Origin of the sequence: Pseudomonas sp. o96-267 (assembly GCF_003935465.1) — a bacterium.
Lineage (GTDB): Bacteria > Pseudomonadota > Gammaproteobacteria > Pseudomonadales > Pseudomonadaceae > Aquipseudomonas > Aquipseudomonas sediminis.
The window spans coordinates 17,981-38,015 of sequence record NZ_RHQP01000011.1; the positions used below are offsets into that span (position 1 = coordinate 17,981).

Consider the following 20,035-nt stretch of genomic DNA (forward strand, 5'->3'; position numbering starts at 1 on the left):
AAAGCGCCCACCCATGCGCCTGAGCGATAATGCCGCCACTTGCCGTCCTCAGTACGGCTGTCCAAGGAGACGCCATGACCCAGTCCGCTGCCCCTGTCGCCGAAGGCGAGAAGATCCTCATCGTCGATGACGACGCCCGTCTGCGCCGCTTGCTCGAGCGCTTCTTCGATGAGCAGGGCTACCGGGTTCGCGCAGTGGAGAACGTCGAGCAGATGGATCGTCTGCTGGCGCGCGAACTGTTCAATCTGGTGGTGCTGGACCTGATGTTGCCGGGCGAAGACGGCCTTTCTGCTTGCCGCCGCTTGCGCGAAGCGGGCAACCAGATGCCGATCATCATGCTCACCGCCAAAGGCGATGAGTCCAGTCGTATCCAGGGTCTGGAACTGGGTGCTGACGACTACCTGGCCAAACCCTTCAACCCGCGTGAGCTGCTGGCGCGGATCAAGGCGGTGCTGCGTCGTCAGGCGCCGGTGGTGCCGGGTGCGCCGGGTAGCGAGGATGAGAGCGTCAGCTTCGGCGAGTACGAATTGTCCCTGGCCACCCGCGAGCTGAAGAAGGGTGAGGAAGTACATATGCTCACCACCGGCGAGTTCGCCGTGCTCAAAGCGCTGGTGCAGCATGCGCGCGAGCCGCTGACCCGCGACAAGCTGATGAACCTGGCCCGTGGCCGCGAATGGGATGCGCTGGAGCGCTCCATCGACGTGCAGATCAGCCGCCTGCGTCGCCTGATCGAGCCGGACCCGTCCAAGCCGCGCTATATCCAGACTGTCTGGGGTGTGGGTTACGTGTTCGTTCCCGACGGCAACAAGTGACCCGTAGGAGCGAGCGCCGCTCGCGAATCGAAGCCACATTTTCGCGAGCAGCGCTCGCTCCTCCGGTTATGTGTTGATGAAAGCCCCTTACTGGTTCCCGCAAAGCTTCTTCGCCCGCACCCTGTGGCTGGTGCTGGTGGTCGTGCTGTTCTCCAAGGCACTGACCCTGGTGTACCTGATGATGAATGAGGATGTACTGGTCGACCGCCAGTACAGCCACGGTGCGGCGCTGACCTTGCGCGCCTACTGGGCAGCCAACCCCGATGATCGCGACCATATCGCCCAGGCCGCCGGGCTCAAGCGCATCCCGCGGGACAAGGTGCCGGCCAGCGAGCAGCACTGGCCCTACAGCGAGATCTTCCAGCGGCAGATGCAAACCGAGCTCGGCCCCGATACCGAAACCCATGTGCGTGCCACCACGCCGCCGGCGCTGTGGGTGCACGCGCCGAGCCTCGGCGACGGCTGGGTACGGGTGCCGATGTATCCGCATCCGCTGCGTGGCCAACGCATCTGGAGCGTACTTGGCTGGTTCCTCGGTATCGGCCTGCTGTCCACGGCCGCCGCCTGGATCTTCGTGCGCCAGCTCAATGCGCCGCTCAAGCGCCTGGTTTATGCGGCTCGCCAGCTTGGTCAGGGGCGCAGCGTGCGCCTGCCGGTGGGTGATACGCCAAGCGAGATGACCGAGGTGTACCGCGCCTTCAACCAGATGGCCGAGGACGTCGAACAGGCCGGGCGCGAACGCGAACTGATGCTGGCCGGCGTTTCTCATGATCTGCGCACGCCGCTGACTCGCCTGCGGCTGGCCCTGGAGTTCATGGATAACGACACCGAGCTGACCGACGACATGGTGCGCGATATCGAGGACATGGACGCCATTCTCGACCAGTTCCTCGCCTTCATCCGTGATGGGCGTGACGAGCCGGTGGAGGAGCTCGACTTCTCCGAATTGGTGCGCGAAACCCTGGCACCCTACAACCAGAATGGCGAGCGCGTGCGTCTGTGCCTCGAGCCGATCCCGCCGTTCCCGCTGCGCCGCGTTTCGACCAAGCGGCTGCTGACCAATCTGGTGGAGAACGCCCTCAATCACGGCGGTGGCGATGCCGTCGAGGTGGTCGCCAGCCTGGCCGGCGACCACAACGCGCCTTATGTGGTGCTGAGCGTGCTGGACCGTGGCAACGGTATCGATCCGGCCGAGCTGGACAGCATCTTCAACCCCTTCATTCGCGGTGATCGGGCGCGTGGTGGGCGCGGCACCGGCCTGGGTCTGGCCATCGTCAAACGCATCGCGGCGCTGCATGGTGGCAGCGTCGAGTTGCGCAACCGCTCCGGCGGCGGCCTGGAGGCGCGGGTGCGCCTGCCGCGCGGCCTGCTGTTGCCGCGCGACGCGGTGTAGCTGACGACCGACCGTCCTGGCGGCGGTCTGTGTGCTGGCAATATGCTGCCAAGCGCTCTGGCGCTGGGCTATGCTGTGCCAGCGCATCAATTCGAGGCCTGCATGCCCGCCGCCTTCCCCGACCGCTTGCCCAACTGGACCTGGTGGCTGCCGCTGCCGATTTTCCATCTGGCAACCTGGATTTCCCTGGCGACCCGCCTGAATGACGGGGTGGCGTTGTGTTACCTGCCCATGGTGCTCGGGCTTGCCATGTGCCTGTGGTGGGGCCCGCGGGTGCTGCCTGCGTTGTACCTCAATGCCCTGTTTTGCGTGCCGTTATGGGGCCTGCCCTGGCAGTTGGCGCCGCTCTATGCCCTGCCGGAAACCGCCGCCGTCACTCTGGGCTGGTGGCTGTTGCGACGTCAGCCTTTCGATCCCGCCCTGGGGCGCTTGAGTGATCTGCTCCGATTCCTCGCCTTCGCTGTGTTGATGCCGAGCACGCTGGTGGCGCTCGGCTTGCAGAGCAACCTGTGGCTGACTGGTTTTCAGACCAGCGAGCAGTGGGCGCAGGCCAGTTTGTCGGTCTGGCTGGGCGATACCATCAATATGCTCGCTCTAACGGCGCCCCTGCTGGCGTTCTGTACCCCGCTGCTGCGCGCCCGCGGCTGGACCCACGCGCCGGTGGAAAATGCCGCGCCAACGCTGAGCATCAGCCGTTCGCCAGGTGGCTGGTTGTTGGCCACTGGCGTGTTTCTGGTGCTGATGCTGCTCAGCGCCAGTCTGCCGGCTCAGTTCGCCCGGCCGCTGCTTGGTCTGAGCATGCTGGTCCTGGCGCTACGACACGCCTTTGCCGGTGCTCTGTATGGCGTGCTGCTGGTGTACGCCGCGACTCTGCCGCTACCGCTGCTGCGCGACAGCCTGAGTTTCGGCGAGCTCGATCTGCAGCGTAACCAGCTGCACTTCGCTGTGGTGCTGCTGATGGGCGCTACCTTGTTGGTGGGCCGTGTGCTCGGCGACCTGCGTCAGGCGCTGGCGCGCAGCGCGCAGATGCAGCAGCAACTGGCTCGCGCCAACCTGGCGATGGAGGCCAGCCCGTTGGGCGTGACCATCGCTGATGTGCGCCAGGAAGACATGCCATTGGTGTACTGCAATTCCGCATTCAGCCAGATAACCGGCTACAGCGCCGAGGAGGCGTTGGGGCGCAACTGCCGTTTCCTGCTCGGCCAGGACCGCGCCCAGCTGGAGTCGCAACCGTTGCGCCGTGCCCTGCGAGAGGGGCGCAGCGGCCATGCGGTGGTGCGTAACTATCGCAAGGACGGTAGGCCGTTCTGGAACGAGGTGGTGTTGGCGCCAATGCGCGACGACCAGGGCATCAGCCATTTCGTCGGGCTGCAGCACGATGTCACCGAGCGCGTCGAACTGGCGGCCAAGGTCGAGCTGCAGCGCTCGCAATTACTGCGTCAGAGCCATCTGTTCAGCCAGACCGAAGACATCGCCAGCCTGGGGGGCTGGGTGCTGGAGATCAGCGACTACGGCATGTCCTGGAGCGATGGCTGCTACCGCATCGTCGACCGTGATATCCAGCAAGGGCCGCCTGACCTGCAGCAAGTGCTGGATTACTACGATACGCCGAGCCAGGCACTGATCATGCAGACGCTGCAGGCCGCGCTCAGCGGCATGGACGACCTGGACATCGAGGTACGCCTGGCGGCGCGTCTGGGCGGACGCCTGGTGCGCCTGCGCGGCATGGCCGAACGCGATGAAGACGGCAGCCTGGTGCGCATCTATGGCGTAGTGCAGGACATCAGCGAGCGCAAGCGCACCGAGTCGCAGCTGCGTGAGCGAGACGAACGTCTGCGCCTGTTCTTCGAGGCGCCGCTGATCGGCATGGCGCTGACCACTCAGAGCTTTGGCTGGGAAGAGGTCAACCAGAAGCTGTGCAGCATCCTCGGTCGCAGTCGTGACGAATTGCTCGCCAGCAGTTGGCGGCAGCTGTCGCACCCGGATGATCTGCCGGTCGAACAGGCCCATCTCGAGCAGGTGCTGCTGGGCAGCAGCGATGGCTTCGAGATGGACAAGCGCTTCCTGCGTGCCGATGGCCTGGTGGTCTTCACGCGTGTCAGCCTACGCGCCGTACGCGGTAGCGGCCGGCAGACGCTGTTCCTGCTGCTGGTCGAGGACATCAGTGCACGGCGCGAAGCCGAGGCGCGCTATCGAACGCTGGTCGAGCATGCGCCCGAGGCGATCCTGCTGTTCAATCCTGAGGGCGGTATCGTCGAATGCAACGAGAACGCCCTGAGTCTGTTCCGCTATCGCCGCGATGAGCTGCTCGGCAAGTCGATTCAGAGCATCAGCCCGGTGCGTCAGGCCGATGGTCGGTTGTCTTCCCGTGCTGGCAAGGCCTTCCTGCGCCGCGCCATCGCCGGCGAAGCGCCGGTGTTCGAATGGAACCACCGCGACAGCGCCGGTCGCCAGTTGCCCTGTGAGGTGCGCCTGGTACGCATGCCGGGGGAGAACCTGCTGATTCGCGCCAGTGTCACCGACATCTCCGAGCGTCAGCGCTATCAGCGCGAGATCGAGCGCCTGGCCTATAGCGATGAACTCACCGGCCTGCCCAATCGCCGCCTGCTGCTCGATCGCCTGCAGCACGCTATGGACCGGGAGAATCGCGAGGGCAGCCTGGGCGCGTTGCTGTTCATCGATCTGGATCATTTCAAGACGGTCAACGACAGTCTGGGTCATCTGGTTGGCGATGCCCTGCTGGTCGAGGTGACCACGCGCCTGGCCGCCGAATTACGTACTGAAGACACTCTGGCGCGTCTCGGCGGTGATGAGTTCGTGGTGCTGCTCGAAGCCCTCGGGCATGAGCCACAAGCAGTTGCCGAGCAAGCTGCGGCAGTGGGAGAGAAATTGCTGCGTGGCCTGCAGGGCAGTTGTCTGATCGACGGTCATGAGCTGGCGATCAGCGCCAGTATCGGAATCGCCCTGCATCCTCTGGGCCTGCAGCAGGCCTCGGACATTCTCAAGCAGGCCGATACCGCCATGTACCGGGCCAAGCATGCCGGGCGCAACGCCCTGCATTTCTTCGCCCCGGAGATGCAGGTTGCCATCGACCAACGTCTACAGTTGCAGAGCGAGCTGCGTCAGGCCATCGCGCGTCAGCAACTGCAGCTGGTGTTCCAGCCGCAACTGATGCTGGCTGATAGCAGCGTGGCGGGCGCCGAGGTGCTGCTGCGCTGGATGCACCCCGAGCGCGGTGAGATCGGTCCGGATCAGTTCATCCCGCTGGCCGAGGAAACCGGGTTGATCCAGGACATCGGTCAGTGGGTGCTGGAGCAGGCCTGCGCGGCGTTGGCGCGGTGGCAGGCGCAGTGGCCGCAACTGGTGCTGGCGGTCAACCTCAGCCCGCGGGAGCTGCGCCAGGCGGGATGCGTCGAGCGGGTCGAGCAGTGCCTGCGTGCTCACGGTGTACCGGCGCAGTCGCTGGAGCTGGAAATCACCGAAGGCGTGCTGCTCGAAGACGTCGAGCGCTGCATCGGCAATATGCAGCAGCTCAAGGCACAGGGCGTACGTTTCGCCATCGACGACTTCGGCACGGGCTACTCGTCGCTGACCTACCTCAAGCGTCTGCCGCTGGATCGGCTGAAGATCGACCGCAGTTTCGTCGCCGATCTGGACGGCGAGGCGAGCGGGCGCATGCTGGTGCAGACCATCCTGATGATCGCGCGCAACCTGGGCCTGGAATGTGTGGCCGAAGGGATCGAGCACGACAGCCAGCTGGTGCTGCTGCGCGAGCAGGACTGCGCATTGGGGCAGGGCTATCTGTTCGGTCGGCCGATGGCCGAGGCCGAGTTTCTCGCCTGGATGCAGGCGCGTCAGCGCTGAGCGGGTTACCAGCTCAGGTTGCCGCCGCTCAAACGCGCACGCTGACCGTAGGGCCAAGGGTAGTTGACGTCACCGTGCCCGCTGGGCAGATCGCCGTACAGTGGCACGCCCAGCGGCGCCAGGTACTCGCCGATGATCTGCTCCAGGCTGTGCTGAACACCGCGTCGCGGGCAGTCGGTGAAACTGCCCAGACACACCGCGCGTGGTCTTTGCCCGGCGAAACTGTGCAGCAACTGCCAGAGACTGCGCTCGAGGCGGTAGTAGGGCTCGCCGACGTCTTCCAGGATCAGGATCGAATCCTCGGCCAGGCGCAGCTCGGCCGTCGTGCCGCAGACGCTGGCCAGGGCCGTGAGATTGCCGCCCTGCAAGGTGCCCTCGACGACATGTTGTGGACCACTGATATGGCGTAGCGGCAACTGCCGGTGCTGGCCTTTGAGCAGGCTCCATAGCGCCTGCATCGAAGCCAGGCGCTCACGCTGGCCGCCCGGCGCCGACAGCACCTGATGGCCGAGCGCCGTAGCCACGGGACCATGAATGGCTGGCAGCCCCCGTTGCGCAAAGGCTTCGAGCAGAATCGACAGATCGGAGAAGCCGATCAGCGGCCGTGGGCTGGCCTGGCTTAGCAGCGCCCAGTCGATATCCGCCACCAATTGTGCGCAGCCGTAGCCGCCACGCAGGCACCAGACGGAGCTGATATCCGCCAGGGTGAAGGCCTGGTGCAGGTCGTCCAGGCGTTGCTCCGGCGTGCCCGCCAGGTAACGATGGCGGGCGCGCACGTGCTGGCCCAGGTGATAGCGCACGCCGAGCACGTCGAGCTGCGCCAGGGTCGCTTCCAGTACGTCTTCGGCAATCGCCGCCGCGGGGGCGATCAGCGCCAGGCGGCCGTCGAACACTTGGCTCATCCGCGCCCTCGGGTGCGGGTCTGGCCGGGTTCGGCATTCTTTTCCAGGTATTGGATGATCATGCCGGCGACATCCTTGCCGGTGGTGGTCTCGATACCTTCCAGGCCTGGTGAGGAGTTCACCTCCATCACCAGCGGGCCATGGTTGGAGCGCAGGATGTCGACACCGGCGACGTTGAGGCCCATGACCTTGGCCGCGCGCACTGCCGTCATGCGCTCCTCCGGGGTGATCTTGATCAGGCTGGCGCTGCCGCCGCGGTGCAGGTTGGAGCGAAACTCGCCAGCCTTGGCCTGGCGCTTCATCGCGGCAATCACCTTGTCACCGACCACGAAGCAGCGAATGTCGGCGCCGCCGGCTTCCTGGATGTATTCCTGGACCATGATGTCCTGCTTGAGGCCGAGGAAGGCCTCGATCACCGACTCGGCCGCCTTGTGCGTTTCGGCCAGCACCACGCCCATGCCCTGGGTACCTTCCAGCACCTTGATCACCAGCGGGGCGCCACCCACCATCTGGATCAGATCGGGAATGTCGTCGGGGGAGTGGGCGAAGCCGGTCACCGGCAGGCCGATGCCCTTGCGCGACAGCAGTTGCAGGGCGCGCAGCTTGTCGCGCGAACGGCTGATAGCCACCGACTCGTTGAGCGGGTAGACGTCCATCATCTCGAACTGGCGCAGCACCGCGCAGCCATAGAAGGTCACCGAGGCGCCGATACGCGGGATCACTGCGTCGAAGCCGTCCATGGCCTGGCCGCGATAGTGGATCTGCGGTTTGTGGCTGGCTATGTTCATGTAGGCGCGCAGGGTGTCGATCACCACCATTTCATGGCCCCGCTGCTGGCCGGCCTCCACCAGACGGCGGGTGGAATACAGGCGCGGGTTGCGCGACAGCACGGCGATCTTCATTGGGCACCTGGAAGGGCAGAGGAAAGTGAGGGTTTGTCCTGCACATAGCTGAGTGCCGGATTGACCACCAGTTGGCCGGTGATCAGCGCCTTGGAGCCAAGTAGTACGCGATAACGCATGGTCTTGCGACAGGCCAGGGTGAATTCCACCGGCCACAGCAGATCACCGAGGGCCAGGTGGGTGCGGATCACATAGCGGCTCTGCGCCTGGCCATTGGAACTCTTGATACGTTTGACCGACACCAGCGGCGCCTCGCAACGGTGGCGGCGCTGCACCTGAGTGCCGAGGTAGGCAGTGAAGCGTACCCAGTCCTCGCCGTCACGTTGGAACGGCTGGATATCGCTGGCATGCAGGCTCGAGGTGCTGGCACCGGTGTCGATCTTGGCGCGCAGGCCGATGATGCCGAGCTCAGGCAGATTGATCCACTCACGCAGGCCGATCACGCTGAGCTGGTCGAAAGTCTTCAAGGTGAGAGTGTCCCCTGCGGCCGACAACGCCTATGATTCCGCGCATTCTAGTTGTGTCGTGTGACAACTGCATCTGCCATGCGTGCGAATAGCAGAACCCTTTCAGAGAGTGAGATGAGCGAAAAAGACGACGACAAGATCCGCCTGGACAAATGGCTGTGGGCGGCACGCTTCTTCAAGACGCGCGCCCTGTGCAAGGCGGCTATAGAAGGTGGCAAGGTCCATCATCGTGGCGAGCGCTGCAAGCCGGGCAAGGAGCCGAAGATCGGTGATGAGTACGTGCTGCGCACCGGCTTCGATGAACGCACCGTGGTCGTGCTGGCATTATCCAGCGTCCGCCGTGGCGCGCCCGAGGCGCAACTGCTGTATCGCGAGACCGAAGAAAGTATCGCCCGCCGCGAGCAGGCCGCGGCCATGCGCAAAGCTGGCGCCGTGGGCATGCAGACCGATGGTCGACCGAGCAAGAAGCAACGCCGGCAGATCCATCAGTTCAACGAGCAGCAGGAGGGTGGCCTGCGCCACCCCTGGGCGGATGAGGATTAGGCGCAAGCCTGTTGGAGCGAGCTCTGCTCGCGAATGCGAACGACGGTAAAGCTTCGCGAGCAGAGCTCGCTCCCACTTTCTCGTTCAACGTCCGCTGACGATGCTCATGCGGCCCAGCAGTGGCAGTTTGGCCAGGCGCGAGGTGATCGGCAGGGTGACCTTCTCCAGCCATTCGCTGGCGTGATAACCCAGCGGGGTGTAGCAGCTCCAGGCCAGGGCCAGCAGGCTGAGGAATACGCCGCCGACGAAGGCATCCGCCCCCCAGTGAGCACCGGCCACCAGGCGCGGCAGGATGCCGATCACGGTAATGGCCCAGACCAGCAGCAGACGCCAGCCGCGGGCAAAGAAGCTCATGAAATAAGCCCAGATCAGCAGCACCGAGGCGTGGTCACCGGGGAAACTGCGGCTGGCGCTGTCCTTCAGGTCCCAGCGTTCTTCCCAGGCCGGGAACATCTCGGTCAGGCGCGCGCTACCTTCTACTACCAGAGAAGGGCTGGCGTGCTGCCAGCCCATGTATTCGACCAGGTCGGCGAACAGCACGCGCATCAGCAGCATCACGATCAGGGCGACCAGAAAGGCGAACAGCGCTCGGCGTACCTGCGGTCCGGTGAATACCAGATCCGCCTTGAGCATGACCGCCAGCATCACCACGCCGACGCCGGCATCGACCGGGCGCATGCTGCCGATGGCCCAGATATGGGCCCACAGGCCGCCGGCATGGACCGGGTCGTTGAGCAGTTTGAACAGCCACACATCGAAGACATTCCAAAGCTCGCGCGTGGGCTGCCACAGCCAACTGACGAGCAGCACGACGGCCACGACATGGCAGACCAGCATGGCGCGTGGTTGCCAGTGACGATTGATGAACGTGCTCGACATGGGAAATCCCTTTGCAGATTTATGACAGGCCTGACCTCAGGCGCGCGGATGATAGGCAGTGCTGGCGCCTAAACAAGGGCGGCGGCACAGTCGTTCAGCCAAGGTTCAGCGGCTGATTCCTGCTGTGTGAACACGCTCACATGACGTTCGGGCCTTGGTTGTGCTGGCGTTTGTGCATAAAATCGCCAGCCTTTTATAGACCCTGGGCCAGCCGCCATGAACGACTTCAGTCAACGCTTTCTCTTCGACGACACCGACGTGCGAGGCGAAATGGTCGCGTTGCGCGAAAGTTATGCTCATGTACTGGCCAAGCACGCCTACCCGCAGCCAGTGGCGCAACTGCTCGGCGAGATGATGGCCGCCGCCGCCCTGCTGGTCGGTACTCTCAAGTTCGACGGCCTGCTGGTGCTGCAGGCACGTTCGGAAGGCCCGCTGTCGCTGCTGATGGTGGAATGCTCGAGCGCTCGCGAGCTGCGCGGTATCGCCCGCTATGAAGCCGAGCAGATCGGCGCCGATGCCGACCTGCAAAGCCTGATGCCCAATGGCGTGTTGGCCATTACCATCGACCCGACCCGGGGCCAGCGCTACCAGGGTATCGTCGACCTCGAAGGCGTTGACCTGGCCGAGTGCCTGTCCAACTACTTCGCCAGCTCCGAACAGTTGCCTACCCGTTTCTGGCTCAAGGCCGATGGTCAGCGCGCGCGCGGCCTGCTGCTGCAGCAACTGCCGCCGCACCATCAGACCAAAGCGGAAGAGCGCGCCGAGAGCTGGAACCACGTGCTGACCCTGGCCGACACCCTGACTGCCGAAGAGCTGCTGGGCCTGGACAACCCGACCCTGCTGCATCGCCTCTACCACGTAGAGAACGTGCGCCTGTTCGACGAACAGCCGTTGCAGTTCCGCTGCAGCTGCTCGCGTGAGCGCTCGGCCAGTGCCCTGGCCAGCCTCGGCCAGGCCGATGCCGAACTGCTGCTGGCCGAGCAGGGTGGCAGCGTGGTGATCGATTGCCAGTTCTGCAACGAGCGCTATGCCTTCGACGCCGCCGACATCGCCCAGCTGTTCGCCGGTGCCGGTAGCGAGGCGCCGTCGCAGACGCGGCATTGATGAACTTTTCTAAACGATAGCCGTTCTCTATCAGATCGGAGGCTGCCAAGCAGTTCGCTTTTCTGGCATACTCCCGCGACTTTTTTACCGTGTAGTGCAGTTGCCCCTGTACTACACAACGTTCGGAAGACTCGGCCAGCGGCCGACGGGGACCCTCATGACGCAAGCCAACAACGCCGTGTACACCGACATCAGCGCCGCGCAACTGGTCGAAGAAGCCATTCGCCGTGGTGAAGGGGAACTGGCCGCCAACGGCGCGCTGGTCGTACGTACTGGTCATCGCACTGGCCGCTCGCCGGCTGATCGTTTCATCGTTCAGGAGCCGAGCACCGAGGCGCAGATTGCCTGGGGCGCCATCAACCGTCCGTTCCCAGCCGACAAGTTCGATGCCCTGTGGGATCGCGTCGCCGCGTTCAACGCCGCTCAGGAGCACTTCGTCTCCCACGTTCACGTCGGTTCCGCCGAAGAGCACTACCTGCCGGTGAAGATGACCACCGCGACCGCCTGGCAGAACCTGTTCGGCCGTCAGCTGTTCATCAACCCGACTACTTATAACCAGGCTGGCAAGGCCGAGTGGCAGATCCTCAACGTCGCCAACTTCGAGTGCGTGCCCGAGCGTGACGGCACCAACTCCGATGGCTGCGTGATCATCAACTTCGCTGCCAAGAAAGTCCTGATCGCCGGCATGCGTTACGCCGGTGAAATGAAGAAAGCCATGTTCTCCGTGCAGAACTTCCTGCTGCCGGAAAAAGACGTGCTGCCGATGCACTGCGCTGCCAACATCGGTGAAGAGGGCGACGTGACCCTGTTCTTCGGCCTGTCCGGCACCGGCAAGACCACCCTGTCCGCCGACGAGTCGCGTTACCTGATCGGTGACGACGAGCACGGTTGGGGTGAAGGCGTGGTGTTCAACGTCGAAGGCGGCTGCTATGCCAAGTGCATCGACCTGTCCGAGAAGAACGAGCCGGTGATCTGGAAAGCCATTCAGTTCGGCACCGTGTTGGAAAACGTCGTGCTCGACGACAGCCGTACTCCGGATTACGCCGACGACAGCCTGACCCAGAACAGCCGCGCCGCCTACCCGCTGGAGTACGTCGAGAAGCGCAGCGAGAAAAACCTGGGCGGCGAGCCGAATGCCGTGATCTTCCTGACCTGCGACCTGACCGGCGTTCTGCCGCCGGTGTCGATCCTCAACAACGAGCAGGCGGCCTACCACTTCCTGTCCGGCTACACCGCGCTGGTCGGTTCCACCGAAATGGGTTCGGGCGGCGGCATCAAGTCGACCTTCTCCACCTGCTTCGGCGCACCGTTCTTCCCGCGTCCGGCTGGCGTCTACGCCGAGCTGCTGATCAAGCGCATCAACGCCTTCGGTTCCAAGGTCTACCTGGTCAACACTGGTTGGACTGGCGGTGGCTACGGCGTCGGCAAGCGTTTCAACATCCCCACTACCCGTGGTGTGATCGCCGCCATTCAGAGCGGCGCGCTGATCGGTGCCGAGACCGAGCACCTGCCGATCATCAACCTGGATGTGCCGAAGTCGGTGCCGGGCGTCGAGACCAACCTGCTCAACCCGCGCAACACCTGGGCAGACAAGAACGCCTACGACGAAGCCGCCAAAGGCCTGGCCAAGCTGTTTATCGACAACTTCACCAAGTTCGATGTCAGCGACGCCATCAAGAACGCCGGTCCGCAGCTGTAAGCTGAGCCGTGTTCTCTGACAAAGCCGCCTTCGGGCGGCTTTGTCGTTGTTGGCGACTGCTTACAGCGAAGTAGGGCGTACTCGCCGAAGGCAGTACGCCATTGCTTCACCTGGTGCAAGTGCGAGGCCGAGCCTGGCATGGGCGGCGGGCTGTTCGCTGGCGCTCCTGAGCCCGCCCTACGCACTGCAAGACGTAGGTGCGCATGGCGCACCCTACCTAACCGCGTTATGGTCAGGGGCCATTCAGCGGTCAATGGAGTGACAGCGCATGTCTACCCTCAAACGTGTCTTCGGTTTCGATCAACTGCGTCCCGGCCAGGAAACGGTGATCAGCGCTGTGCTCGCCGGTCGTTCGGCGGCGGCGATCTTTCCCACCGGCTCGGGCAAGTCGCTGTGCTATCAGTTGCCGGCCTTGCATCTGCCACACCTGACCCTGGTGATTTCGCCGCTGCTGGCGCTGATGCAGGATCAGTTGGCGTTCCTGCATGCCCATGGTATCGCCGCGGCCAGTATCGATTCGGCGCAGAGCCGCGAGCAGGCCGCCGAGGTGATGAATCGCGCGCGCAGCGGCGAGCTGAAGATCCTGATGATCTCGGTGGAGCGCCTGAAGAACGAGCGTTTTCGCAATTTCATCGCTCAGGTGCCGATCTCCCTGCTGGTGGTCGACGAGGCGCACTGCATCTCCGAGTGGGGCCACAACTTCCGCCCGGACTACCTCAAGCTGCCCGACTATCAGCGCCAGTTCGGCATCAAGCAGGTGCTGCTGCTGACCGCCACTGCGACGCCCAAGGTGATCGCCGATATGCGCGAGAAATTCGCCATCGCCGAGGCGGACGTGGTCACCACCGGTTTCTACCGGCCCAACCTCAATCTGCTGGTCGAGCCCGTGCCCGGAGGTGCCAAGCAGCAGCGTCTGCAGCAATGGCTGGCGCCGCGACGCGGCCAGGCGAGCATTGTCTACGTCACCCAGCAGAAGACTGCCGAGCAGGTCGCCGAGCATCTGGCGCGCGACGGTCTGGCGGTCAGCGCTTACCACGCGGGTATGGCCCATGACGTACGTGAGTCGATCCAGCGCCGTTTCATGGCTGGCGAGCTGGAGTGCATCGTCGCCACCATCGCCTTCGGCATGGGCATCGACAAGCGTGATATCCGCAACGTGGTGCACTTCGACCTGCCCAAGTCGGTGGAGAACTACAGCCAGGAGATCGGCCGTGCCGGACGTGACGGCCAGTCTTCGGACTGCCTTGTGCTGGCCAGCCGCGATGGCCTCAGCGTGTTGGAGAATTTCGTTTTTGGCGATACGCCCGAACTCAGCGGCATCCGCGCCGTGCTCGATGATCTGCGCGCGGTCGGCACGGGCGGGCAGTGGGAGCTGATGCTCGGGCAGCTGTCGGAGCTGAGCAATATCCGCGTGTTGCCACTCAAGACCCTGCTGGTGCAGCTGGAACTGCGCGGCATCATCGCCCCGCGTTATGCGTACTTCGCCGAGTACCGCTTCAAGCTGCTGTTGGAAGATGACGTGCTGCTGGCCAAGTTCGAGGGCGAGCGCCGCCAGTTCGTCGAGGCGATTCTTGCCAGCTCACGGCGGGCGCGAACCTGGAGCACCCTGGATTTCGACGTGCTGTATCGCGACCACGGCGCCGAACGGGCGCGGGTGGTCAAGGCGCTGGATTACTTTCAGGAAAGGGGCTGGCTGGAGCTGGAAAGCAAGCAGATGACCGAGGTCTACGCCGTGCTCGATGGCGACTTCGATGTGGCAGCCCTGGCCGGCGATCTGCACGCGCACTTCCGCGCCCACGAGGCCAGCGAAATCGCGCGTATCCAGGCCATGCTCGGTTTGTTCGAGAGCCGCGAATGCCTGAGCCGGCGCCTCGCCTTGTACTTTGGTGACGAACAGGCGCCCGAGCATTGCGGACATTGTTCGGTGTGCCGGGGTCAGGTCGCGACCTTGCCGCAGCCTCCGGAACTACCGCCCTTGAGCGGACGTGATGCCGAGGCGCTGTGCGCCGCCTTCATCGAGAAGCACCAGCAGCACGCCGGCTACAGGCCGAGCCACGAATGCCTGACGCGTTTTCTCTGTGGCGTGACCACGCCGCTATTGACCAAGCTCAAGGCACGTCAGCTGGCCGGCTTCGCCGCGCTGGAGGATTACCCCTACGCCGAGGTGCGCGATTGGTTGGCTGTGTAGGGGGTGGATTGGTGCGCACGGCGCACCCTACGGTAGCGGCATCCATCGCGTAGGATGTGCTGTGTGCACCGATGATCACGTGTGCGCTGCCATGTGCTTATGGCCGGCGACTTCGTTGCCCTTCGGCCAGCGTCCAGTCCACCAGCTCGCGGGACAATCGATCGCCAGCCTGGCCGAAGGCTTTCACTACTGCAGCAATCGACGTATCACTCGCCGGCTGACTGACGCTGAAGCGGCGGCTGCCGAGGATGCGCTGATCGCGCCCGTCGACCAGGCGCACGTCGAGCTGGATCAGTGCCTCGGCAACGCCATCGCGATACTGGCTGTGGAAGCTGCGCAGGTCACTGACCAGCTCCAGGTCGGCCTGCAGGCGTTGCTCTTCGTTGCTCAATGCCTGAACGCGGCCATCATCCTGAAACGCGTCGAGCAGACGGCCTCGCAGCAACTGCGGCGTGCGCTCGCTCCAGCGCACGCCCTGGTAGGTGTTGACCCGGCCGGGCTCGGGCAGCACGACGATGCGTGTGCCGTCTAGCAACTGGTTGCTGACCGGGCTGTTCACTCGCAGCGACCAGTCGACGCCCTGGGTTTGTGCCGGCAGGGTGGCGCCTGGCAGCAGGTAGATATCCAGGGGCTCGCTCTGCGGCAGGATCGAGCAGGCGCTGAGCAGGCCGGCGGCCAGCAGCAGGGACAGGCGCTTCATGGTTGGAACTCCTTGATGCTGTCGTTGCGCAGCAGGTAGCCGGTGGGGTCCTGCTCCAGGCGGCGAGAGAAGCTGCGCAGGGTGCCGAGGGTGTCACGCAGTTCGCTAACTGCCGGGCCCAGCTCACCGAGACTCTGCATACCGTTGTCCAGCGCGCTGCGGTTGTTTTGCAGCAGCTCCTCGATATTGCGGCTGCTGCGTTCCAGCGAGGCCATCAGGCGCTCGGCGTTCTCCAGCACCTGGCTGCCCTGGCCATCGAGCAGGCGATTGGCCGTGCGCATCAGTTCGGCCGCTTCGCGGGTGGCGGCACTGGTCTGACGCAGGGTTTCACCCAGCTCATCACGCTGCTCGGCGATGCCGGCAGTGGCCTGCTCCAGATTTTCCAGCGTGCGCGACACGCGCTCGGCGTTCTCGCGTGACAGCATGCGGTTGGCGCGATTGAGCAGGCGGGTGATGTTGACCACCAGGTCTTCGCCGTTGGCCATCAGCCGCGACAGGGGCGAGCGGTCGGCGATGATGATGCCGGGTTCGCCATCGGTGCTCTCCAGTGGTGGGCTTTCCGGGCTGCCACCATGCAGTTGGATCACCGCCAGGCCGGTGATGCCGGTGATCGCCAGGCGGGCACGGGTGTCCTGCTTGATCGGCGTATGGCCGACAATACGAATCCGCGCCCGCACGGTACGCGGATCGTTCGGATCGAGCCCCAGGCTGATCACGTCGCCGACCTTGATCCCGCTGTACTGCACGGCGCTGCCTTGCGACAGGCCGGTGACCGCCTCGTTGAAGATCACCTCGTAGTCGGTAACGGCGCGATCAGCGCCGGCCTTGTTCAGCCACAGGCCGAACAGCAGCGCGGCGCCCACCGTGAGCACGGTAAACAGGCCGATCAGCACATGATGGGCTCTGGGTTCCATTCATTGACTCCCTACCGCTGCGGCGGCCTGTGCAGCCGCGCGTCCACGCGGGCCGTGAAAATAGTCCTGAATCCAGGCGTTGTCGGTGGCAGCCACCACGTCCAGGCGGTCGGCTACCAGCACCTTCTTCTGCGCCAGCACCGCGACCCGGTCGCAGATGCTGTAGAGCGTGTCCAGATCGTGAGTCACCAGAAATACACTCAGACCGAGGCTGTCGCTGAGGGTGCGGATCAATTGGTCGAAGGCCGCCGCGCCAATCGGGTCGAGGCCGGCGGTGGGTTCGTCGAGAAACAGGATGTCCGGGTCGAGCGCGAGCGCGCGGGCCAGGGCGGCGCGTTTGACCATGCCACCGGACAGCGAGCTGGGGTACTTGCTGCCGGCGTCCTGCGGTAGGCCGGCGAGGGCGATCTTGACCCTGGCCAGGCGCTCGGCTGCAGCGCGCGACAGGCCGGCGTGTTCGATCAGCGGCAGGGCGATGTTCTCGCTGACGGTCAGCGAGGAGAACAGCGCGCCGCGCTGGTAGAGCACGCCGAAGCGCCGTTCCAGTTGCGAGCGCCGCTCGGGCGGCAGGCTCAGCAGTTCTTCGCCGAACACGCGCACGGTGCCGGCATTGGGTTGGCGCAGGCCGACGATGCTGCGCAGCAGCACGGATTTGCCGGTACCGGAGCCACCGACCACGCCGAGGATCTCGCCGCGATAGAGATCGAAATCCAGGTGCTCGTGCACCACCTGGCTACCGAAGCGATTGCTCAGGTCGCGTACCTCGATGACGGTTTCCTGGCTCACCAGCCCATCTCCATCAGGAACAACGCCGCCAGGGCGTCGAGCAGGATGACCACGAAGATCGATTGCACCACCGCCGAGGTGGTGTGCTCACCCACCGACTGTGCGCTGCCGCTGACCTTGAAACCTTCCAGGCAGCCAATCAGGGCGATCAGGAAGGCGAAGATCGGCGCCTTTAGCAGGCCGACCAGAAAGTGCCGCAGCAGGTCGCTTTCCTGCAGGATCGACAGGTACATGGCCAGCGGAATATCCAGTGACAGCGCGCAGACCAGTGCGCCGCCGAGCATGCCGCTGAGCATGGCGATGAAGGTCAATATCGGCAGGGCGATGAGCATGGCGAAAACGCGCGGCAGCACCAGCAGTTCGATGGGGCTCAGGCCGAGGGTGCGGATGGCGTCGATTTCCTCGTTGGCCTTCATCGAGCCGATCTGTGCGGTGAAGGCGCTGGCGGTGCGGCCGGCCATGAGAATCGCAGTGAGCAGCACGCCGAATTCGCGCAGGAAGGAGAAGGCCACCAGATTCACCGTGTAGATGCTGGCGCCGAAGTCGGCGAGGATGGTCGCGCCGAGAAAGGCCACCACGGCGCCCACCAGAAAGGTCAGCAGGGCGACGATGGGCACGGCATTGAGCCCGCACTGCTCCAAGTGCGCGGTCAGCGAGGTCAGGCGCCAGCGGGTCGGCCGCACCAGTATCGCCAGCATGCTGGTCAGGGTCAGGCCCATGAACCCGAGCAACGCGCGGCCCTGGTGCCACATGCTTTCGACCACTTCGCCGATGTGCCCGAGCACCTCACGCAGCACCGACGGCTCCGGCGGCGTCTGAGCCTGCTGGCTGTCGGCCATGGCATCGGCCACTGTCAGCAGCAGTGCGCGGCGGTGCTCGTTGAATTCGCGTTGTTTGCTGAGCTGGCGCAGGCGTTCGCTGCCGAACAGTTCCACCAGCAACGCGGCGCCGGCGGTATCCAGCGCGGCCAGGTCGCTCAGGTCGACGGACTCCTTGCCCTGCAGGCGTTCGCGTAGGGCCAGCACCTGGGGTTCGAGCTGGCTGTAGTGGGCCAGCGTCCAGTCACCACCCAGCCGCAGGCTGCTGGCGGCGTCCGTGCTGCTGGTCTGCTGCGAGGTCAGGTAGGGAGTGGTCATCGCCACAGCTTAGCGCTGCTCGGGCGCCTGAGGCCAGTCGTGGCGCTCACTCGAGGTTCTGCGCCTCTTCCCGAGCGACCCCGCAGGCCATTGCTGATGGCCCGTATCGCGCAGGCTTTGCAGCTGCTGCCAGCGCAGGGCGAGCGCGTGCCATGGAATCTGCTCCAGCATCACCTGCCCGATGTGGCACTGCTGCACTACGGCAAACTGGAAGACCATTAGCTGATGTTTTCCACCCCTCGGAAAGAGCCGCAAGCGGAGTCAGCGCAGCGCTGATGTGACGGGGGGGTATAGCGAATGTCCTACAAGAAATTACATAATCGCGCCGCTTTCTTTCCTGGCATTGCGCCACTACCATTTTGCGATATGTGTCACGGATGAGCCACTGGGTGCAGTGTCACCCATTACATGAGGAGTCGGCCATGAAGGAACAGCGCCACCTGCCCGCACTGCGTGCGCATATCGAGCAGCTATTGAGCAAAGGCTGGGTGATTGCCAGTCGCAGCCCCCTGACCCTGCAGAACGGTCATCGCTGCTTTCTCGTCTCCCACGGTATGCTGATCAGCGACTCTTCTTCGCGCGCAGCCTGATAACTGTTTCCCGACCGCTGCGCCGTTATCCCGCCTGGCGCAGCGGCGTTTTTGGTTACCGGATATTGCGTCCGTAGCCTGCCGTATTTCCCCTCTTGCGCCCGTCACTGCCGGCCTCCGGCGGATTCCCTTGCTGTCTTTCTCGGTCGATAGCGAATCGGTAGCGGATGTAACGCCTTGGTCTCAGCGCGGTCAGTGCCTATAACCAACCGGTCACTGTTAGAGGAGCCACGTCATGCCTACTCGCCGCCGAGTCCTGCAAGGTAGCGCCAGCCTGGCAGCGTTAGCTGTCCTGATGCCCTGGTTACCGTCCTCCGTCTTCGCCGCCGAAACACTGCTGAGCCGGGCGATTCCCAGTAGCGGTGAACTGCTGCCGGTGATCGGTCTGGGTACCTCACGCACCCACGATGTGGCGATGAGCGACGAGGCGCTACAGCCCTTGCGCGAGGTGTTGCAGGCACTGGTCAACGGTGGCGCCAGCCTGGTGGATACCGCGCCGAGCTACGGGCGGGCCGAAGCGGTGTGTGGCGCTCTGGCCGCAGAAGGCGACATGCGCAAAAAACTGTTCCTGGCCAGCAAGGTGTCCTCCACCGGGCGTTCTGCTGGCGAGCGGCAGGTCGAAGCCAGTTTCGCCGCGCTCAAGACCGACACCATCGACCTGATGCAGGTGCACAACCTGCAGGACACCAGCACTCAGCTTGGCCTGTTGCGCGAGCTGAAAGAACAGGGCCGGGTACGTTATATCGGCGTGACTCACTACCTGGATTCCGCCCACGAGCGCCTGCTCGAGGTCCTGCGCAAGGAACCAGTGGATTTCGTCCAGTTCAACTACTCCATCGGTGAGCGCAACGCCGAGCGCGAGCTGTTGCCCTACTGTGCCGACAAGGGCATCGCAGTGCTTATCAACCGGCCTTTCCAGCGCTCGGCCCTGTTCGATCGGGTCAAGGGCAAGAGCCTGCCGGACTGGGCTGCGGTAGAGCTCGATGCCACGTCCTGGGCACAGTTGATGCTCAAGTACATCCTCGCCAACCCGGCGGTGACGGCGGTGATCCCGGCCACCTCCAACCCGCGCTACATGGCTGACAACATCCTCGCCGGCCAGGGCCGCCTGCCCGACGCGGCGCAGCGCCAGCGCATCATCGAGCTGTTCGCCTGA

At 64.4% G+C, this 20,035-nt stretch carries 18 protein-coding genes; 10 read left to right on the forward strand and 8 right to left on the reverse strand.

What is annotated here, in order from left to right:
* Positions 1 to 74 precede the first annotated feature (74 nt).
* The 3 genes from ompR to EGJ86_RS09590 all read left to right on the forward strand — a co-directional run bounded on the left by ompR (position 75) and on the right by EGJ86_RS09590 (position 6,069).
* Positions 75 to 812 (forward strand): two-component system response regulator OmpR, encoded by a 738-nt coding sequence (gene ompR, locus EGJ86_RS09580; protein ID WP_106733612.1) that lies wholly within the window; start codon positions 75 to 77, stop codon positions 810 to 812.
* A gap of 76 nt (positions 813 to 888) precedes the next feature.
* On the forward strand, positions 889 to 2,205 hold the full coding sequence (locus EGJ86_RS09585) for an ATP-binding protein (RefSeq protein ID WP_125834931.1): 1,317 nt from the start codon (positions 889 to 891) through the stop codon (positions 2,203 to 2,205).
* Positions 2,206 to 2,307: 102 nt separating this feature from the next.
* Positions 2,308 to 6,069: an EAL domain-containing protein gene (locus EGJ86_RS09590; protein WP_125834932.1), complete on the forward strand. Its 3,762-nt coding sequence runs from the start codon at positions 2,308 to 2,310 to the stop codon at positions 6,067 to 6,069.
* Between the two features lie 5 nt (positions 6,070 to 6,074).
* Here the strand turns inward: EGJ86_RS09590 and EGJ86_RS09595 are convergent, their stop codons facing one another.
* From EGJ86_RS09595 to EGJ86_RS09605, 3 genes are read right to left on the reverse strand one after another with little or no spacing between them, the layout of a single operon-like run.
* Positions 6,075 to 6,971, reverse strand: coding sequence for an LD-carboxypeptidase (locus EGJ86_RS09595; RefSeq protein WP_125834933.1), 897 nt, complete (start codon positions 6,969 to 6,971; stop codon positions 6,075 to 6,077).
* Positions 6,968 to 7,873 (reverse strand): 30S ribosomal protein S6--L-glutamate ligase, encoded by a 906-nt coding sequence (gene rimK, locus EGJ86_RS09600; protein ID WP_099522924.1) that lies wholly within the window; start codon positions 7,871 to 7,873, stop codon positions 6,968 to 6,970. The genes EGJ86_RS09595 and rimK overlap by 4 nt, the downstream gene beginning before the upstream one ends.
* A complete protein-coding gene (locus EGJ86_RS09605; protein WP_166432384.1) occupies positions 7,870 to 8,307 on the reverse strand; it encodes an ATP-dependent zinc protease in 438 nt (145 codons plus the stop codon). The genes rimK and EGJ86_RS09605 overlap by 4 nt, the downstream gene beginning before the upstream one ends.
* A gap of 147 nt (positions 8,308 to 8,454) precedes the next feature.
* On the opposite strand from EGJ86_RS09605, the gene EGJ86_RS09610 reads away from it, so the two are divergent.
* Positions 8,455 to 8,883, forward strand: a complete 429-nt coding sequence (locus EGJ86_RS09610) for an RNA-binding S4 domain-containing protein (protein WP_017678397.1) — start codon at positions 8,455 to 8,457, stop codon at positions 8,881 to 8,883.
* A gap of 84 nt (positions 8,884 to 8,967) precedes the next feature.
* Here EGJ86_RS09610 and EGJ86_RS09615 read toward each other — a convergent pair whose 3' ends face one another.
* Positions 8,968 to 9,762 (reverse strand): phosphatase PAP2 family protein, encoded by a 795-nt coding sequence (locus EGJ86_RS09615; protein ID WP_106733616.1) that lies wholly within the window; start codon positions 9,760 to 9,762, stop codon positions 8,968 to 8,970.
* A 216-nt stretch (positions 9,763 to 9,978) separates the two neighbouring features.
* On the opposite strand from EGJ86_RS09615, the gene hslO reads away from it, so the two are divergent.
* The 3 genes from hslO (at position 9,979) to EGJ86_RS09630 (ending at position 14,753) form a co-directional block, all read left to right on the forward strand.
* A complete protein-coding gene (gene hslO, locus EGJ86_RS09620; protein WP_125834934.1) occupies positions 9,979 to 10,866 on the forward strand; it encodes an Hsp33 family molecular chaperone HslO in 888 nt (295 codons plus the stop codon).
* 157 nt (positions 10,867 to 11,023) lie between these two features.
* Complete coding sequence (locus tag EGJ86_RS09625; protein ID WP_125834935.1) at positions 11,024 to 12,565, forward strand: phosphoenolpyruvate carboxykinase; 1,542 nt, start codon at positions 11,024 to 11,026, stop codon at positions 12,563 to 12,565.
* Between the two features lie 268 nt (positions 12,566 to 12,833).
* Positions 12,834 to 14,753, forward strand: coding sequence for an ATP-dependent DNA helicase RecQ (locus EGJ86_RS09630; protein WP_125834936.1), 1,920 nt, complete (start codon positions 12,834 to 12,836; stop codon positions 14,751 to 14,753).
* Positions 14,754 to 14,850: 97 nt separating this feature from the next.
* On the opposite strand, the gene EGJ86_RS09635 is transcribed toward EGJ86_RS09630, so the two are convergent.
* The 4 genes from EGJ86_RS09635 to EGJ86_RS09650 are packed head-to-tail and all read right to left on the reverse strand — an operon-like array spanning position 14,851 to position 18,289.
* Positions 14,851 to 15,453: an ABC-type transport auxiliary lipoprotein family protein gene (locus tag EGJ86_RS09635; RefSeq protein ID WP_125834937.1), complete on the reverse strand. Its 603-nt coding sequence runs from the start codon at positions 15,451 to 15,453 to the stop codon at positions 14,851 to 14,853.
* Entirely contained in the window at positions 15,450 to 16,367 is a 918-nt protein-coding gene (locus tag EGJ86_RS09640; RefSeq protein ID WP_125834938.1) for an MlaD family protein, read from the reverse strand. Before EGJ86_RS09640 ends, EGJ86_RS09635 begins: the two co-directional genes overlap by 4 nt.
* Complete coding sequence (locus EGJ86_RS09645) at positions 16,368 to 17,153, reverse strand: ABC transporter ATP-binding protein (RefSeq protein WP_125834939.1); 786 nt, start codon at positions 17,151 to 17,153, stop codon at positions 16,368 to 16,370. It abuts the gene before it with no gap.
* Positions 17,150 to 18,289, reverse strand: a complete 1,140-nt coding sequence (locus EGJ86_RS09650; RefSeq protein WP_125834940.1) for an ABC transporter permease — start codon at positions 18,287 to 18,289, stop codon at positions 17,150 to 17,152. The genes EGJ86_RS09645 and EGJ86_RS09650 overlap by 4 nt, the downstream gene beginning before the upstream one ends.
* 96 nt (positions 18,290 to 18,385) lie before the next feature.
* Here EGJ86_RS09650 and EGJ86_RS25315 point away from each other — a divergent pair, with 96 nt between their 5' ends.
* The 3 genes from EGJ86_RS25315 (at position 18,386) to EGJ86_RS09655 (ending at position 20,035) form a co-directional block, all read left to right on the forward strand.
* Positions 18,386 to 18,511 carry a hypothetical protein gene (locus EGJ86_RS25315; RefSeq protein ID WP_256672402.1) on the forward strand — a complete coding sequence of 42 codons (126 nt, stop codon included), beginning with the start codon at positions 18,386 to 18,388 and terminating at the stop codon, positions 18,509 to 18,511.
* A gap of 200 nt (positions 18,512 to 18,711) precedes the next feature.
* On the forward strand, positions 18,712 to 18,879 hold the full coding sequence (locus tag EGJ86_RS25085) for a hypothetical protein (RefSeq protein ID WP_177429652.1): 168 nt from the start codon (positions 18,712 to 18,714) through the stop codon (positions 18,877 to 18,879).
* Between the two features lie 235 nt (positions 18,880 to 19,114).
* Positions 19,115 to 20,035 carry an aldo/keto reductase gene (locus EGJ86_RS09655; RefSeq protein ID WP_099522917.1) on the forward strand — a complete coding sequence of 307 codons (921 nt, stop codon included), beginning with the start codon at positions 19,115 to 19,117 and terminating at the stop codon, positions 20,033 to 20,035.

What these genes read in the sequence shown, in the direction of transcription:
- EGJ86_RS09585 (WP_125834931.1), top strand. Translation starts at nt 889, where the DNA reads ATGAAAGCCCCTTACTGGTTCCCGCAAAGCTTCTTCGCCCGCACCCTG.
- EGJ86_RS09635 (WP_125834937.1), bottom strand. Translation starts at nt 15,453, where the DNA reads ATGAAGCGCCTGTCCCTGCTGCTGGCCGCCGGCCTGCTCAGCGCCTGC.
- EGJ86_RS09610 (WP_017678397.1), top strand. Translation starts at nt 8,455, where the DNA reads ATGAGCGAAAAAGACGACGACAAGATCCGCCTGGACAAATGGCTGTGG.
- EGJ86_RS25085 (WP_177429652.1), top strand. Translation starts at nt 18,712, where the DNA reads ATGAAGGAACAGCGCCACCTGCCCGCACTGCGTGCGCATATCGAGCAG.
- rimK (WP_099522924.1), bottom strand. Translation starts at nt 7,873, where the DNA reads ATGAAGATCGCCGTGCTGTCGCGCAACCCGCGCCTGTATTCCACCCGC.
- EGJ86_RS09595 (WP_125834933.1), bottom strand. Translation starts at nt 6,971, where the DNA reads ATGAGCCAAGTGTTCGACGGCCGCCTGGCGCTGATCGCCCCCGCGGCG.
- EGJ86_RS25315 (WP_256672402.1), top strand. Translation starts at nt 18,386, where the DNA reads ATGGCCCGTATCGCGCAGGCTTTGCAGCTGCTGCCAGCGCAGGGCGAG.
- hslO (WP_125834934.1), top strand. Translation starts at nt 9,979, where the DNA reads ATGAACGACTTCAGTCAACGCTTTCTCTTCGACGACACCGACGTGCGA.
- EGJ86_RS09630 (WP_125834936.1), top strand. Translation starts at nt 12,834, where the DNA reads ATGTCTACCCTCAAACGTGTCTTCGGTTTCGATCAACTGCGTCCCGGC.
- EGJ86_RS09590 (WP_125834932.1), top strand. Translation starts at nt 2,308, where the DNA reads ATGCCCGCCGCCTTCCCCGACCGCTTGCCCAACTGGACCTGGTGGCTG.
- ompR (WP_106733612.1), top strand. Translation starts at nt 75, where the DNA reads ATGACCCAGTCCGCTGCCCCTGTCGCCGAAGGCGAGAAGATCCTCATC.
- EGJ86_RS09640 (WP_125834938.1), bottom strand. Translation starts at nt 16,367, where the DNA reads ATGGAACCCAGAGCCCATCATGTGCTGATCGGCCTGTTTACCGTGCTC.
- EGJ86_RS09650 (WP_125834940.1), bottom strand. Translation starts at nt 18,289, where the DNA reads ATGACCACTCCCTACCTGACCTCGCAGCAGACCAGCAGCACGGACGCC.
- EGJ86_RS09655 (WP_099522917.1), top strand. Translation starts at nt 19,115, where the DNA reads ATGCCTACTCGCCGCCGAGTCCTGCAAGGTAGCGCCAGCCTGGCAGCG.
- EGJ86_RS09615 (WP_106733616.1), bottom strand. Translation starts at nt 9,762, where the DNA reads ATGTCGAGCACGTTCATCAATCGTCACTGGCAACCACGCGCCATGCTG.
- EGJ86_RS09625 (WP_125834935.1), top strand. Translation starts at nt 11,024, where the DNA reads ATGACGCAAGCCAACAACGCCGTGTACACCGACATCAGCGCCGCGCAA.